At 67.2% G+C, this 14,860-nt stretch carries 12 protein-coding genes, 1 tRNA gene and 1 pseudogene; 8 read left to right on the top strand and 6 right to left on the bottom strand.

The window, feature by feature from the left end; all coding sequences use genetic code 11:
- The first annotated feature begins 83 nt into the window (after positions 1-83).
- Entirely contained in the window at positions 84-2,225 is a 2,142-nt protein-coding gene (locus ACH34Q_RS44020) for a (Fe-S)-binding protein (RefSeq protein ID WP_395989250.1), read from the top strand.
- A gap of 96 nt (positions 2,226-2,321) precedes the next feature.
- On the opposite strand, the gene ACH34Q_RS44015 is transcribed toward ACH34Q_RS44020, so the two are convergent.
- Complete coding sequence (locus ACH34Q_RS44015; protein WP_395989201.1) at positions 2,322-3,947, bottom strand: BTAD domain-containing putative transcriptional regulator; 1,626 nt, start codon at positions 3,945-3,947, stop codon at positions 2,322-2,324.
- Positions 3,948-4,096: 149 nt separating this feature from the next.
- Here ACH34Q_RS44015 and ACH34Q_RS44010 point away from each other — a divergent pair, with 149 nt between their 5' ends.
- Both ACH34Q_RS44010 and ACH34Q_RS44005 read left to right on the top strand, forming a co-directional pair.
- Positions 4,097-4,840 carry a hypothetical protein gene (locus ACH34Q_RS44010; protein ID WP_395989200.1) on the top strand — a complete coding sequence of 248 codons (744 nt, stop codon included), beginning with the start codon at positions 4,097-4,099 and terminating at the stop codon, positions 4,838-4,840.
- 110 nt (positions 4,841-4,950) lie between these two features.
- On the top strand, positions 4,951-5,700 hold the full coding sequence (locus tag ACH34Q_RS44005) for a ZIP family metal transporter (protein WP_395989199.1): 750 nt from the start codon (positions 4,951-4,953) through the stop codon (positions 5,698-5,700).
- 147 nt (positions 5,701-5,847) lie between these two features.
- Here the strand turns inward: ACH34Q_RS44005 and ACH34Q_RS44000 are convergent, their stop codons facing one another.
- The 4 genes from ACH34Q_RS44000 to dcd all read right to left on the bottom strand — a co-directional run bounded on the left by ACH34Q_RS44000 (position 5,848) and on the right by dcd (position 9,642).
- The gene (locus ACH34Q_RS44000; RefSeq protein ID WP_395989198.1) at positions 5,848-6,729 is read right to left on the bottom strand and encodes a glycine betaine ABC transporter substrate-binding protein; all 882 of its coding nucleotides are present in this window, start codon (positions 6,727-6,729) and stop codon (positions 5,848-5,850) included.
- A gap of 27 nt (positions 6,730-6,756) precedes the next feature.
- Positions 6,757-7,626: an ABC transporter permease gene (locus tag ACH34Q_RS43995; RefSeq protein WP_395989197.1), complete on the bottom strand. Its 870-nt coding sequence runs from the start codon at positions 7,624-7,626 to the stop codon at positions 6,757-6,759.
- Positions 7,616-8,875, bottom strand: coding sequence for a glycine betaine/L-proline ABC transporter ATP-binding protein (locus ACH34Q_RS43990; RefSeq protein WP_395989196.1), 1,260 nt, complete (start codon positions 8,873-8,875; stop codon positions 7,616-7,618). The genes ACH34Q_RS43995 and ACH34Q_RS43990 overlap by 11 nt, the downstream gene beginning before the upstream one ends.
- A 191-nt stretch (positions 8,876-9,066) precedes the next feature.
- A complete protein-coding gene (gene dcd / locus ACH34Q_RS43985) occupies positions 9,067-9,642 on the bottom strand; it encodes a dCTP deaminase (RefSeq protein WP_395989195.1) in 576 nt (191 codons plus the stop codon).
- A 91-nt stretch (positions 9,643-9,733) separates the two neighbouring features.
- Here dcd and ACH34Q_RS43980 point away from each other — a divergent pair.
- Positions 9,734-9,807: transfer RNA gene (locus ACH34Q_RS43980), tRNA-Gly, on the top strand.
- Between the two features lie 88 nt (positions 9,808-9,895).
- On the opposite strand, the gene ACH34Q_RS43975 is transcribed toward ACH34Q_RS43980, so the two are convergent.
- A complete protein-coding gene (locus tag ACH34Q_RS43975) occupies positions 9,896-10,246 on the bottom strand; it encodes a tyrosine-type recombinase/integrase (RefSeq protein ID WP_395989194.1) in 351 nt (116 codons plus the stop codon).
- A 1,081-nt stretch (positions 10,247-11,327) separates the two neighbouring features.
- On the opposite strand from ACH34Q_RS43975, the gene ACH34Q_RS43970 reads away from it, so the two are divergent.
- From ACH34Q_RS43970 to ACH34Q_RS43955, 4 genes and pseudogenes are all read left to right on the top strand, one after another.
- Positions 11,328-12,107 (top strand): aminotransferase class IV family protein, encoded by a 780-nt coding sequence (locus tag ACH34Q_RS43970; RefSeq protein WP_395989193.1) that lies wholly within the window; start codon positions 11,328-11,330, stop codon positions 12,105-12,107.
- 132 nt (positions 12,108-12,239) lie between these two features.
- Positions 12,240-12,416, top strand: a complete 177-nt coding sequence (locus ACH34Q_RS43965) for a hypothetical protein (protein ID WP_395989192.1) — start codon at positions 12,240-12,242, stop codon at positions 12,414-12,416.
- Between the two features lie 82 nt (positions 12,417-12,498).
- Positions 12,499-13,208, top strand: a pseudogene (locus ACH34Q_RS43960) (formylglycine-generating enzyme family protein).
- Between the two features lie 78 nt (positions 13,209-13,286).
- Positions 13,287-13,781 carry a hypothetical protein gene (locus tag ACH34Q_RS43955; RefSeq protein WP_395989191.1) on the top strand — a complete coding sequence of 165 codons (495 nt, stop codon included), beginning with the start codon at positions 13,287-13,289 and terminating at the stop codon, positions 13,779-13,781.
- Positions 13,782-14,860: the final 1,079 nt, after the last annotated feature.

Genomic DNA, 14,860 nt, shown 5'->3' with positions numbered 1-14,860 from the left:
TGAAACGCGCTCGGTCGCGAGCCCTACGCTGACACCCGACGCCCGTACCTCAGGAGGACGGAACCTTGCAGTACACGGTTACGTTGATCGTTGGGCTCGTCGGAGCGGCCGTGGCGCTAGCGCTGGCCGGCCGGCGGGTGAAGTTCCTCGCGGACCTGTTCAAGATAGGCCAGCCGGATCCCGAACGGGTCCTTCAGGTCAAGCGTGACCCCAAGGCCGACATCGAGGGACAGGTCGTCGAGGTCATGGGGCAGCGCAAGCTGCTCAAGTGGACCGTGTCCGGCGCCGCGCACTTCGCGGTGATGTGGGCGTTCATCCTGCTGATCACCGTGTACGGCGAGGCGGCCGTGCAGTTGCTGTTCGGGCTGCACGCGCACATCCCGTTCCTGCAGACCTGGGGTCCGATCGGGTTCGTCCAGGACACCATCGCGCTGGCCTGTGCGGCCGGTCTGCTGGTGTTCGCGGTCATCCGGATCAAGAACTCGCCGAAGAGGCTGGACCGGCAGTCGCGGTTCAAGGGCTCGCACAACGGCGGCGCGTGGCTGATCCTGTTCATGATCTTCCACGTGATCTGGACGATGTTCGTGTTCCGCGGCTTCGAGGTCGCCAACGAGAACTTCGCGTACGGCAAGGCGGCCTACGCCTCGTACGGCACCGGCCAGCTGCTGAAGAACATCGGCGCCCCGGAGACGGGGCTGATGGTCGCGCTGGAGGCCGGGTTCCTGCTCGCGCACATCGGGGTCGCGCTGATCTTCCTGGTCATCGTCGTGAACTCCAAGCACCTGCACATCTTCATCGCGCCGCTGAACGTGATGTTCAAGCGCCGCCCGGACGGCCTGGGCGCGGCCCAGCCGATGATGAGCAAGGGCAAGCCCCTCGACTTCGAGGAGGCCGACCCCGACGAGGACACCTTCGGCCGCGGCAAGATCGAGGACTTCACCTGGAAGGGCTTCCTCGACATGGCCACCTGCACCGAGTGCGGGCGTTGCCAGTCGCAGTGCCCCGCCTGGAACACCGGCAAGCCGCTGTCGCCGAAGATGCTGGTGCTGGAGCTGCGCGACCACGCGTTCGCCAAGGCGCCGTACATGCTGGCCTCCGAGGAAGAGCGCGAGAAGTTCACCGACGAGCAGAAGCTCGAGATGCAGGTGGACAAGGAGCTGGTCGGCGAGAACGGGGTCATCCACCCCGACGTGCTGTGGTCGTGTACCAACTGCGGTGCGTGCGTCGAGCAGTGCCCGGTGGACATCGAGCACATCGACCACATCCTGGACATGCGCCGCTTCCAGGTGATGATCGAGTCCTCGTTCCCGTCCGAGGCCGGCGTCATGCTGAAGAACCTGGAGAACAAGGGCAACCCGTGGGGGATGTCGGAGTCCAAGCGCCTGGACTGGACCCAGGAGCTGGACTTCGAGGTCACTGTGGTCGACGACAAGATGCCCGAGGACACCGAGTACCTGTTCTGGGTCGGCTGCGCCGGCGCGCTGGAGGACCGGGCCAAGAAGACCACCAAGGCCGTCGCCGAGCTGCTGCACATCGCGGGCGTCAAGTTCGCCGTGCTCGGCGGGATGGAAGCCTGCACCGGTGACCCGGCCCGCCGGCTGGGCATGGAGTTCGTCTTCCAGATGCTCGGCCAGCAGAACGTCGAGACGCTGAACGACGCGGGCGTGAAGAAGATCGTGGCGACCTGCCCGCACTGCTTCAACACCCTGGCGAACGAGTACCCGCAGATCGGCGGGACCTACGAGGTCGTCCACCACACCCAGCTGCTCGCGCACCTGGTCGAGGAGGGCAAGCTCACTCCGGTCACCCCGATCGAAGAGAAGATCACCTACCACGACCCCTGCTTCCTGGGCCGGCACAACAAGGTCTACAAGCAGCCGCGCGACATCATGGCCAAGGTGCCCGGCGTCAAGACGCAGGAGATGCACCGGCACAAGGACCGCGGCTTCTGCTGCGGCGCCGGCGGCGCGCGGATGTGGATGGAAGAGCGCATCGGCAAGCGGATCAACACCGAGCGGGTGGACGAGGCGCTGACGACCGATCCCGACACCGTCTCCACCGCCTGCCCGTTCTGCCTGGTCATGCTGGGCGACGCGATCAACGAGAAGAAGAACTCGGGCGAGGCCAAGGAGTCGCTGGAGGTCGTCGACGTCTCCCAGCTTCTGATCCGTTCGATCAAGGGCGAAGGCGCCGCTCCCCAGAAGGAGCCGGTGGCCGCCGAGTAGGACGTTCACCCTGAACGACCGGGTCAGCCCCTGAGCGGCTGAGCAGCACGGAGAGCCCCTGGCGCGCGTACGTGGCGCCAGGGGTTCTCCATGCTGTCAGTGGGGCGTGTCCACAGTGTCCACAGGCTGTGGAACGGCGACGAGGATCTCGTGCAGGGCCCAGATCACGTACGCCGGGACGATCCCCCGGCCGACGAGGTCGTCGATGGACGCGTACGGGCCCTGGGCCTGCCGTACGGTCACGATCAGCCTCGCGGAGTACGGATCGAGGCCGGGCAGCCCGGCGAGGACCTGCTCGGGTACGGCGTTGACATCGATCAGGCCCCCGTCGTCGAACGTCCGGGGCAGGTCGGGGCGGCCGACGCGCAACTCGGCGGCCATGGCCGGATGGTGCAGCAGCAGGACGCGCGCCTGCTCGCGGCGGGTCCTGCGTTCGATCAGGACCACCACGGCGGGTTCCGGCTCGGCCATGGCGCCGTGCCGCGGCCAGGGCTCGGCCGTCAGCAGCGTGGCGTGCACGCTGCCTCCGAACAGCGTGATCAGGGCCGCGACCGTCGCCGGGACGTCCCAGGGACCGGCCAGCTCGGGGTCGAGCCGGAACAGCGCGATCCACTCGACGAGCGACAGCAGGAAGTAGCCGAGCGACGCCAGCGCGAGCGCGCGGCTGCGGCGCAGGCCGGCGAACACGGCGATCAGTGCCCAGGTCAGGCTTCCGCACGTGATGATCGGGGTCAGGATCGCGATGATCCGTACCGCCAGGGGGAGCCGGAGCGCCCGCGGGATCGTCCCGTACGGAACGGAGCCGTGCAACGGCGCCAGCATCGGGACGGGCGCGGCGACAGGCCGGGTGAGCTGCGGCGATGCCGTCACGGGAGGCAAGGCCGCGGCTACGCCGACGCCCGCACCCCCGCCCGTGCCGTCGTCGTCCGCCGACACCCAGGCGAGCAGCGCCGGATCGGAGCGCAGGATGCCCATGTGGAGGCTCTGGAGCCGTTCGCCGGGCTCGACGCCGAACTCCTCGGCCAGGAACGCGCGGGCGTCCCGGTAGGCGGCCAGCGCCTCGGCCTGCCTGCCGCACCGGTAGAGCGCCAGGATCAGCAGGTAGCGCGGCCCCTCGCGGAGCGGGAAGTCGGCGACCAGCCGGAACAGCTCCGGGACGAGCCGCACGTGCTGCCCGAACTCCAGTTCGGTCTCCGCGCAAGCCTCAAGGGCCGCCACGCGCTCTTCGACGAGCCGCCGCCTGGCCGCGTCGAACACCGGGCCGCTGAGCCCCGCCAGCGCCTCCTCACGCCACATGGCCAGCGCCTCGCGTAACCTCGCGGCGGCCTCCGCCGCGCCGCCTCCCGAACGGACGGCCAGGGCGTGCCGTACCCGGTTCTGGAAGACCTCGGCGTCCAGGCCGTCCGGCGGAACGTGCAGGACGTAGCCGGCGCCGGTCAGCGCGAGCAGCCGCGAAGGGGCGCGGGGCGAGCGGTCGGGCTCCAGCACGCGGCGCAATCCGGCCACGTACTTCTGGACGACGTTGGCCCCGTTGTCGGGCGGCTCGTCACCCCACACCGCGTCCACGATCGCCGTCGAGGTCACCGGCCGGCCGGCGTTCAGCAGCAGGACGGCCAGGACCGCCCGCTGCTTGCCCGGGCCCAGCTCGAGCTCGTGATCGCCGCGCCAGGCCCGCAGCCGTCCCAGGATCTCGAAGCGCAGTGAGGAAGTGTCGTCCGGCACGGGTCACCACCTCCACTCACCCCTGTGGCCGCGAGAGCGCAGTGCCCCGGCAGCTTGAGCGCAGTGACCGCAGCATAACGACAGAGCTTTCGCATCAGCACCCATCACGCTGCCTGTGGACAGACGGGTACTGAGACAGGGGGTCTGGGATGCGTACCAACAAACTGGCGCTGGTGGTGCCGGCCGCGCTCGCGCTGACGTTCATCGCGGGGTGCGGGACGGGCACGGGCGACGCGGGCGCGGATCAGGGGAAGAAGGCCGCCGCTTCGGCGACGCCGTCGGTGGCGTCCAACGGGGTGGACGAGCTCGCCGCGGCCGAGATCATGTCCCGGGCGCGCAAGGCGACGGCGGGGGCGCCGTCCGTACGGCTGACGGGCAGGTTCAAGGAGGGCGGCGACGACCTGGGGCTCGACTTCCGGTTCGCGGGACGCAAGAAGGCGGCCGGTACGGTCCAGATGGGGAACCAGCACATCAAGCTCACCCGGATCGGCTCGACGGTGTACTTCAAGGGCAATGACGCGTTCCTGCGCAGCATCGGTGACAAGAACGCGGTGACGCTGATGTCGGGCAAGTACGTGAAGACGACGTCGAAGGACCCGGACTTCGCCGAGATCGCCTCCTTCTCCAACCTGTCGGGGCTCCTCGGCGAGTTGCTGTCGGCCAAGGGGAGCGACTGGGACAAGGGCAAGGCCGGGACGGTCGCGGGCAAGCCCACCGTGACGCTGTCCGGCCCGGACGGGGAGCAGGTCCACGTGGCGACCCAGGGGCAGCCCTACCTGTTGCAGATCGACGCCGGCCCGCAGGGCAGCCTCGACTTCGTCTCGTACGGCGAACCCGTCGCCGTCGAGGCGCCGCCCGCCAACACCGTGCTCGACCTCGGATCGATGCAGTAGGGCCGCAGGCCTCAAGGCCGGCGGGCCCCGGCGGCGTCCCCCGGTCAAGGGATCTTCACGCTCTGGCGCGCGAACGTCACGTACGCCCGGAGGCCTGATAGGACCAGTGCATGGCGTTGGTCCTGTCCGTGGTGGCGTTCCTGATGACCCTGACCGGGGGCCTGGTCGCGATGCGGGTACGGGACCGCCGGCACCTGGTGCTGGGGCTGGCGGGCGGGCTGATCCTCGGCGTGGTCGCGTTCGATCTCGTACCGGAGTCCCTGGAGGCGTCGCACGCGAGCGTCCTGGGCGTGCCGGCGCCCATGATCGGCTTCGCCGTCGGCTTCCTGCTGCTGCACGTGATCGAGCAGGCCGCGGCGATCCACCAGGCGCACGAGTCGGAGTACGCGCCGCATGATCACCCGCACGCCCACGCCCCCGGCGCGGGCCGGGCGGGGATCCTGGCGGCCTGCGCGCTCGTCGCCCACAGCTATGTGGACGGGCTCAGCATCGGCCTGGGCTTCCAGTCCGGGACCGACACCGGGATCTTCGTGGCGCTGGCGGTGATCGCGCACGACTTCGCCGACGGCTTCAACACGTTCACGGCCGCGTCACTGCACCGTGCGGACCGCCGTCCCGCCGTCCTGCTGCTGATCGCCGACAGCCTCGCGCCGATCGTCGGTGCCCTGACGACCCTGCTGGTGACCGTTCCGGAAGCCGTCCTCGGCCCGTACCTCGGCTTCTTCGCGGGCGTGCTGCTCTACCTGGCGGCCGCGGAGATCCTGCCCGAGGCGCACAGCCGGCACCCCCGTACCCTCACGCTCTGCTCCACCGGCGCCGGCGTCCTGGCCGTGCTGTTCATCGTGGGCCTTGCCGAGTGAGAGGACCGACAGAGTGAGTCGGCTGGCAGGATGAGCGGCTTGGCTGAGTGAGTGGCCTGGCTGGGTGAGTGGCTCAGCAAACTGAGGGCCCGGCAGCGTGAAAGGGCCGCCCGAACGGATCGGACGGCCCTTTCAACGAACGGCGTGTCAGCCGGTGATGCCCTTGGCGAAGTCGGGGTTCGCCTGCATCCACTCGGTGACGGCCGCTTCGGGCTTGCCCTTGTGCTTGTTCTCCATCAAGTCCTCAAGGGTGCCGAGCTGCTTGTCATCCATCTTGAACTTCTTCAGCCAGCCGGCGACCTCCGCCTGCTCCTTGCTGAAGCCCTTGTGCCCGACGATGTTCATCGCGTCGGGCTTGCCCATCGCGCCCTTCGGGTCGGTCAGGTCGCGGATCGGGAACTTCGAGTACGCCCAGTGCGGGCGCCACAGGGTGACGACGATGTCCTTCTTGGCGTCGGTGGCCTTCTTCAGCTCGGTGAGCATGGCGGGCGTCGACGAGGTGGTCACCTCGTACTCGTCCTCCAGCCCGTACGCCGGCAGCATGTCCTCCTTGGACACCCGGTAGAGCCCGGAGCTCTTCTCGATGCCGATGATCTTGCCGCCGTACGTGGAGCCCTTGCCCTTGAGGTCCTCGAGCGACTTCAGCGGCGAGTAGTCCGGCACCGCGATGGTCAGCGGGGCGCTGTCGTACCAGATGCTGATCTTCTCGAGCTTGTCGCCGTACTGCTGCCAGTAGTCCTTGTGGGTACCGGGCAGCCAGGCGTCCAGGTACAGGTCGATGTCGCCCTTCGCCATACCCGCGTACAGCGGGCCGGCGTCGAGGGTCTTCACGTCGACCGTGTAGCCCTTGTCCTCCAGCATCTTCTCCCACAGCGCGGTGGCGGCCTCACCCTCGGCCCAGCCGGCCACCGAGCCGATGGTGATGCTCTTGTCGGCCGTGCCGGTGTCGGCGTCGCCGCCGCCACAGGCGGACAGGCCCAGCGACAGCGCGACGGCCGTGGCGGCCACACCCATCAACTTGAAACGCATGCTCGGAACGTTCCTCTCTCTAGATCGTCAAGCCATCTGGGCCATGGCGCGGGACACGGCCGTACGGTCGCCCAGCGCGCTGGTGAGCCGGTCCAGGAAGATGGCCAGCACCACCACGGCGAGGCCGCCCTCGAACCCCTGGGAGATGTCGACCCGGTTGATCCCTTCCAGGACCTCGCCACCGAGACCGCCCGCGCCGACCATTCCGGCGATGACCACCATCGACAGCGATAGCATGATCAGCTGGTTGATCCCGGCCATGATCGACGGCATCGCCAGCGGGATCTGGATCCGGGTCAGGATCCGTCCCGGCGGCGTACCGAAGGCCTCGCCGGCCTCCACCATCTCCGGGTCCACCCCGCGGATGCCCAGCTCGGTGAGCCGCACCCCCGGTGGCAGCGCGAAGATCACGGTGGCCACCACGCCGGGCACCACCCCGATGCTGAAGAAGAAGATCGCCGGGATCAGATAGACGAACGCCGGCATCGTCTGCATCAGGTCCAGCACCGGGCGCAGGATCCGGCTCACCATCTCGTTGCGGGCTCCCGCGATGCCCAGCGGGATCGCGATCACCACCGCCACCACCGCGGCGACGATCACCAGCGCCAGCGAGTCCATCGACGGTTCCCACAGCTCCATGCTGTCGATCAGCACGAAGCCGACCAGCGTGAACAGGCCCAGCTTCCAGCCGCTCAGGAACAGCGCGATCAGCGCGCAGATCCCCGTCATCAGCAGCGGGGGCGGCGCCATCAGAACGCTGGTCAGTCCCTCGACCGTCCCTTCGACCCCGGTGCCGATGGCATCGAAGACGAAGCCCAGGTTCTCGGTCAGCCACGTGACGAGGCCGTCGAACCAGTCGCCGACGGGAACGCGGGGCAGTTCGATCTCAAGCCTCAACGGCACTGCCCTCCTTGCGCGCGTCGTCCTCGACGATGTCCGTCTCGGTGATCACGTCGGTCACATGAGTGTTGATCGCACCCAGCGCGGCCAGCAGCGTCACCCGCGGGATCACACCGAGCAGCACGCCGTCCTCGTCGGTCACCGGTACCGGGAGATCACTCTCCGCGCACCGGGCGAACAGATCGGCCACCGGAGTGTCCGGCGCCACCGGCTCGAGCGTCTCGGGATCGATCAGCTCGCCCAGGGTCTGCACCCCGTCCTGGACGGCGTCGGCCACCGCCGTGCCGGTCACTTTCCCGATCAGCTTGCGGTCCCGGCTCACCACGAAGGCGGCCGAGGTCTGGTGCTCGCGCATCGTCCGCAACGCCGTCCGGGGGCCCGTGTTCGCGGGCACCGTGACCAGTGGCTTCTCCATCACGGACCCGGCCGTCAGCACCCGCGTCCGGTCCACGTCCGCCACGAACTGGGCGACGTAGTCATTGGCGGGATCGGTCAGGATCTCCTCGGCCGTACCGATCTGGACGATCCGGCCCTCCCGCATCACGGCGATCCGGTCGCCGATCCGCATGGCCTCGTTCAGGTCGTGCGTGATGAACACGATCGTCTTGTCGAGCCGGGCCTGCAGATCCAGCAGCAGATCCTGCATCTCCCGGCGAATGAGGGGGTCCAGAGCACTGAACGCCTCGTCCATCAAGATGATGTCGGTACCGGCGCACAGCGCCCGGGCAAGCCCGACCCGCTGCCGCATACCGCCCGACAACTGTCCGGGAAGCTTGTCCTCCCAGCCGTCGAGACCGACCAGGACCAGGAACTCCTGGGCCTTCTTGGCACGTTCCTCTTTGGAGAACCCGCGGACCTCGAGTCCGTACGCGGCGTTCTCGAGAACCGACCGATGGGGGAACAGGGCAAAGTGCTGGAACACCATGCTGACCTTGTCCTGCCGCAGCGATCGCAGCGGCTTCCCCGACAGCTTGGCGATGTCCCGGCCGTCGATCTCGATGACGCCCGACGTCGGCTCCAGCAGCCCGTTCAGCATCCGGATCAGCGTCGACTTGCCCGATCCCGACAGCCCCATGACCACGAAGATCTCGCCCTGCTCGACCTCGAACGTGGCGTCCACCACGGCCGCGGTCACGCCCAGGTCGCGGATCTCCTTCGGCGCCGCACCGGCGCCGATTCTTCGCTGTGCCTCCGCGGCCTTGCGGCCGAACAATTTGGTAACGCTTTCCGCGCGGAGTATGGACACGTTCTCCTTCCGGGTTCCCGCTATCAAGCGGAAACGTCTTGTTGAACGTCCTGCCTGTGGGGCGGGCGCCCGGAAGGGATGTGCAGCACACAAAGAGAAGGTCAACCGGACGTCAACACCACGCGTCGAATGAAACTACCTGCACTCGGAGGATGTTTCATCTTTTGGTGATTTGCGTCACACTGCCCGGATCAGAATCGGGTGCGGTGGAAGTTCAGATACGACCGCGACGGCGTGGGCCCCCGCTGATCCTGGTACCGCGACCCGTACTTCTCCGACCCGTACGGATACTCCGCCGGCGAACTGGTCCTGAAGAGGCACATCTGCCCGATCTTCATCCCCGGCCACAGCATGATCGGCAGCGTCGCCACGTTCGACAGCTCCAGCGTCACGTGCCCGCTGAACCCGGGATCGATCCACCCCGCCGTCGAATGCGTCAGCAGCCCCAGCCGACCCAGCGAGCTCTTCCCCTCGAGCCGCGCCGCCAGATCCTCGGGCAGCCCGAACACCTCGTACGTCGAGGCCAGCACGAACTCCCCGGGATGAAGCACGAACGCCTCGTCCCCCTCGACCTCCACCACCCGCGTCAGCCCAGGCTGCTCGACCGCAGGATCGATGTGCGGATACAGGTGGTTCTCGAACACACGGAAGTATCGGTCCAGTCGCACGTCCACACTGGACGGCTGAACCATGCCCGGGTCGTAGGGGTCGATCTTCACCCGCCCGGACTCGAGCTCGAACCTGATGTCACGATCGGAGAGCAGCACGTCAGAAAAGCTACCGGCTCCGAACCCGTCCCGCCGACCTCGCACCTTCCGGTACGATGTCCGAGGCGTGGTACCCACCAGTCACCACCACGCGGGTGTAGTTCAATGGCAGAACTTCAGCTTCCCAAGCTGATAGCGCGGGTTCGATTCCCGTCACCCGCTCCACCACGAAGGCCCAGGTCTGGGATGCCGTCCCCGACGCTGGGCCTTGATCGTTCAGGGCTTGGAAGCCCCACGGGCAATTAGCGGGCAATTAGGCCACCGGCACCAGCACCCCGGCCGCCCCGTCATCTCCCTCGTCCTGGTCGTCCTGCCGCTCAGCCCGCACGAGGGCATCGAGCCCATTCGCGATGGTCCGGTCAGCGTTGCTCGACTGGTGTTGGTACCGCAGCGCGGCCCGCTCGTTGTCGTGCCCCATCCGCGCCATCAGGTTCCGCAGCGAGACGCCCATGTCAGCGGCGAGCGTGTTCCCGGTGTGCCGGAGGTCATGGAAGTGCAGGTTCGGGACGCCGAGCGCCCGGCTGGACGAGATCGAGGAGAAGACGAGGGATCTATGAACCGTGCAGTGACAGCGATACCCGCCGTACTGCCACCAAGACAGCATCTGTGCAACGACGAACCCCGCCCCTCCGTCCAGAAGACGGCAGGAACGGGGCAGTGAGGGCGCGGACCCTCACGGCAACGACTGGCCGGAACGACTTTCATAGCTGCGCGGCCACGGCCAGCCCTCTGGGTGAGCGATTGCGTCGCCCAACTCCCCGCGACTGATCGCCTCTACGAGCCGCTTGCGAACCGGCCCCCGGCCCCTCCTGGGCAGCGGCACAAGGGCCCACCATGAACCCGTGGCGTGGCCGTACCACACGAGAATTCCGGGCTGAATCTGCTCGCCGCGAGCACCCATCACGTTTCCCCGTCCGCCGGCGATGGGATGGGCGAGCTGGTGAACGGGACCGCCAGCACATGCGCGATGCGCCGAGAGGCTGTCTCGGTCTCGCCGAGCGGGCATAGCGGCTCTAGTTCCGGCGGAGTCCCACGGGTCGGCCCTGACCAGACCCAGAACCACCACAGCGAATTGTCATCGTAGTGACGGCACGCCACCTCTTGCTGCAGGTTGGCACTGAGCACCTCGTCGCGCCGGTCATCTTCTGATGCTTCAATGGCGGATTCCGCACACGGACGGCTCCATGCCCCAAGCTGTCGCCTCTAGGCCACGCGCCTCCAGCGTCGCAACCAGAGCCAGGGCCCCGCTTCTCCAGCCAGCCGCGCTAGAGCGGAGGTAAGTCCCTCTCGTCATTGATCACTCCAGGGGATGCGAGGAGCGCTTGACCGCGCCCTCTGGGCCTATGCCGTCCGAGCGCGTTCGGTGGACGCGGTGTGGAGGACACGGGGCGCGATCTCCATCGAGCGGGACTGGATCTCGTTAAGCTGCGCCGTTACTTCAGCCAGTTCATTGAGGAGCACTTGACGCTCTTCCTCGGTCAGCCTGACCGCCCTTTTTGTGGCGTTTCCCCGTGTACGCGGTATGTCCAACCGCACAACCTTGCTTCCCGCACCTCCACGACCGCTCATGGCACCCAGCGTGCTCGCTGATCAAGGGCTTTCCCATGTCCCGCCACCTCCTCAGCACTGAACTTGCACTGCACTCGGGTCTGTGATCAGCCCATACGTACTGCCACACTGGGCGCATGGCGGAACTCAACGGCGCACCCGTGGGCCCGGATGAACTGAAGGCCCTAGCGCTTGTCAACTACGGGCACTTCACGTCCATGCGTATGGAGAACCAGCGCATCAGAGGGTTTTCGCACCATATCGAGCGCCTTGTCCGCGATTGCCAGATTCTCTTTGGCGGGGAGCTGGACCGCGAGCAGGTTCGCGGATATGTGCGGCAGGCCACCGCCGGACGGGAAGGTCAGTTCGTTGTCCGGGTGACCGTCTTCGACCCTGATCTGGAGCTGGGCAGGCCCGGAGCCCCGGCCGAGCCGAAGGTGCTCGTCACCACGAGGTCGGCGGGTACCTGGCCGATGGCCCCCATGCGGGTGCAAACGGCCCAGTACACGCGGGAGCTGCCGGAGACGAAGCACGTGGGTCTGCTCGGTGCGCTCTGGCACCGCCGTAACGCCCAGCTCGCCGGATTCGACGATTGCGTGTTCGTCGACCGGGAGGCGTACATCTCCGAGGGGGCCACGTGGAACGTCGGCTTCTTCGATGGCCAGCAAGTCATCTGGCCTAACGCCGAGGTTCTGCCCGGCGTGACCATGCGTCTCTTGCAGCAAGTACACGACGCCGCCTCGCTGGGCCCAGTGAACATCGCCGATCTCCCACGTATGGAAGCGGCGTTCGCGACCAACACAGCGATTGGCGTACGGGCGATCACAACAATCAACGATGTCGAGTTCCCCGGAGACCATCCCGTTCTCAAGACCCTCCGCCAGGAATACGAAGAGATCCCCGCCGAAGCCGTCTGAACCGCTCGCTCCGGAGACCACGAGATGCCCCCCACAGTCCAACGCTGGACAGGTCTGGAATCCCGCGCGCTACGCGAGGCAAAGCGAGCAAGTCGGGTCGACTTCGCCGCCGAACTGGGCGTGAGTGAACGCATGATCGTCAAGTGGGAGAAGGGCGGGGAGAAGATGGTTCCGCGCCCGGCCAACCAGCAGGCCCTGGACACCGTTCTAGCAGCGGCCAGCACCGAGGTTCAGACCCGCTTCGCCGAGATGATCGGCTTGACGACACGGGCCGCCCACGCACAAGATCCGGGCGTGACCTCCCTCTGAGCAGCCCACGGGCCCCGAGCAAGAGCCGTCCCTACCTGTCGGAGACGAAGACCAGGTCAGGCACCCCATCGACGGCAAGCTGATGACCCTCGTGCCGTCAGGCGTCTACTTCGCCGGCGTGAACAACGAACCGGCGTTCCTCCCGGCGTTCTACATCGATGTGTTCCCGACCACGAATGCCGACTACGCACGGTTCGTTGCGGCGACCGACTCCAAGCCGCCGCAGCACTGGGAGAACGGGGAGGTCCCGGAGGGGCTCTCAGACCACCCGGTCGTCTTCACCACGTGGCATGACGCGACCGCTTACGCCGAGTGGTCCGCCAAGAGCCTGCCCAGCGCTCAGCAGTGGGAGAAGGCCGCCGAGGAACGCGAGGCGACATCTACCCCTGGGGCAGTCAGCGCACTCCCGCCAAGGTCAACAGCCGCGAGGGCGGGAAGCGGAGCACGACGCCCGTTGACTGCTACGCCAGCGGCGTGAGCCCGTATGGCGTCTACGACATGTGCGGCAACACCTGGGAGTGGTGCTCGACCGAGTCCAAAGCCCGGACGCTACGAACTGAAAGGGAGCGCGTTCACGAGCCCGTTCCTGCGCTGCACACCGTCAACATTCAACGACGCATCAGCCGACATGCTCGACGACGACACCGGCTTTCGCTGCGTCACCCCAGCCGAGACAATGCGAGCCCTCCTCAACGTGAGAGACCGCCCAGGCCAGACCTGACAACGAGCCCAGATTGCCGGGGTGTCGGGTCTCAGGACGTCCGTGACAGATCGATCTCGGGACGTGCATGACACGTCTGGCTAGACGATCTTCGCGCCCAGTTCCTGCGCCGACGAGAGGGCTGCGATCATCAGCAGATGGAGTTCGTGTTGGATCCGGCGCACGGGGTCGGCCCGCTGCGGCTCGGGATGACGATCGACGAGGCCCGTGCCGCGCTCGGGACGCTCGGTCCGCTGAGTTCGACCGCCTACGGCGAGGTTGCCCTGCACCTGCCGAGCGGGCTTGGGTTCAGTCTGGGCTTCGGTGCCGGTCCGGCAAGGGATCGGATCAATGGGATCGAGGTGTGGCGTCCGGCCGAGCGGGACGTCGTGCGATACCGGGACGTAGACCTTTTCGGCCTGCCCGCGCTTGAAGTCGTGGAACGCCTACGTCGCCATGTGGACCTCAGACCGAATGAGGACGACGACGGCTTCACCGCGCGGGAGTTGCACCTCGCCCTGTGGCGGCCGTTCGCCTCAGATGATGACCCGGACGAGGAACAGGGTTACTTCTTCCAATCGGTACTCCTGGCCCGGCCCGGCTACGACGACACACCCGCCGAGGCAGCAGCACGCCTCGCCGCCGGCGGCCAGGCGGGCTACTGATCTACCTGACCGCTTCACCGACGTCCGCGAGGCTTGAGGCGGGCAAGCACGTCCCGGAGGGCTCGACACCGCTGTTCCATCACCCTCATCGCCACCAATGCCAGGCGGAGTGTCACGCAGGTCCTGATACCGATCTGTCACGCAGGTCCCGAGACCGGACACCCAGGTCGCCGGGGCAGGATGAGAACTTTCATTACGGTTTCAAGGGCGCCCGCTCCGCGGCCGCCGCCGGTCGGTCCGGGCCGGGCATGCGGCCTCTCCGGGCCGTCCCGCCCCGGCCGCCCGGCCGCCTTGGAGGGGGCTGCTTATCCATGATCAGTTCAACGCGACAGAGCGCCTAGATCCTAATGCGACGACACCACCAGGGGACGTCGGCGCGAGCGAAGGGATCGTTCACCGTTCGTGCCATGTGACGAGCGTCGAGAGGCTCGACAAGCGTGGATAGTTCACGCCGAGCCTTCTTTCGCATACTCCGGACGGCAGCTTCAAGCAGAGTGCGGCAATGCGAGTCCCGCCAGCCAGTTGTGCCGTAGCCGAGAGAGGAAGTCATATCCCCTTGTGGTCTCCGTGTACACCCGGTCCATGCGCGGAGGGCATGAGCGACCGCTCCAGGAAGCAGGCCGTTCCTGCGCTCGAACGCATGAATCTGACGGTTGGTGGAGGCGGACAGCCCAGAAATCACAGTTCGTGAGCCACGATGTATCCGATAGGGCAGTTGTGCCCTGATCTCGCCCGGCGATCGGCGAGGCATGTGTACTTCCAGGTGTTCAGGTGATCGAGCGCTAGCCTAACGCGACGGTACAGCCGACACCACAGGCGCCGTGGACACGAACTCATGTGTGGTCAGACGCGGTCGCTGACCGGACAGGTTGAGCAAGCGCTCGCCAGGGGGGCTCCGCCGCCCCCTGGACCCCGCGGGCCGGAGGATACTCCCGCGCGAAACCCTCCGTCTCTAGTGTCCTGAGTCATTAGTTTGTTGTTACTCGGTAGGGTGTGGGGATGCCGAGCCCGAAGCTTGAGCCAGTGGTGTTGTCCGATGAGGAACGGTCGGCGCTGGCCGGCTGGGCCGGGCGGGGTAA

It is taken from the genome of Actinomadura sp. 9N407 (genome assembly GCF_044326315.1).
In the GTDB taxonomy this organism is placed as follows: Bacteria; Actinomycetota; Actinomycetes; order Streptosporangiales; family Streptosporangiaceae; genus Spirillospora.
This window is presented reverse-complemented; position numbering and strand designations above follow the sequence as displayed.

Excerpts from the sequence above, each read along its gene's own strand:
- ACH34Q_RS44010 (WP_395989200.1), top strand. The coding sequence starts at position 4,097 with ATGCGTACCAACAAACTGGCGCTGGTGGTGCCGGCCGCGCTCGCGCTG.
- ACH34Q_RS44005 (WP_395989199.1), top strand. The coding sequence starts at position 4,951 with ATGGCGTTGGTCCTGTCCGTGGTGGCGTTCCTGATGACCCTGACCGGG.
- ACH34Q_RS44000 (WP_395989198.1), bottom strand. The coding sequence starts at position 6,729 with ATGCGTTTCAAGTTGATGGGTGTGGCCGCCACGGCCGTCGCGCTGTCG.
- ACH34Q_RS43975 (WP_395989194.1), bottom strand. The coding sequence starts at position 10,246 with ATGCTGTCTTGGTGGCAGTACGGCGGGTATCGCTGTCACTGCACGGTT.
- ACH34Q_RS43970 (WP_395989193.1), top strand. The coding sequence starts at position 11,328 with ATGGCGGAACTCAACGGCGCACCCGTGGGCCCGGATGAACTGAAGGCC.
- ACH34Q_RS43965 (WP_395989192.1), top strand. The coding sequence starts at position 12,240 with ATGATCGTCAAGTGGGAGAAGGGCGGGGAGAAGATGGTTCCGCGCCCG.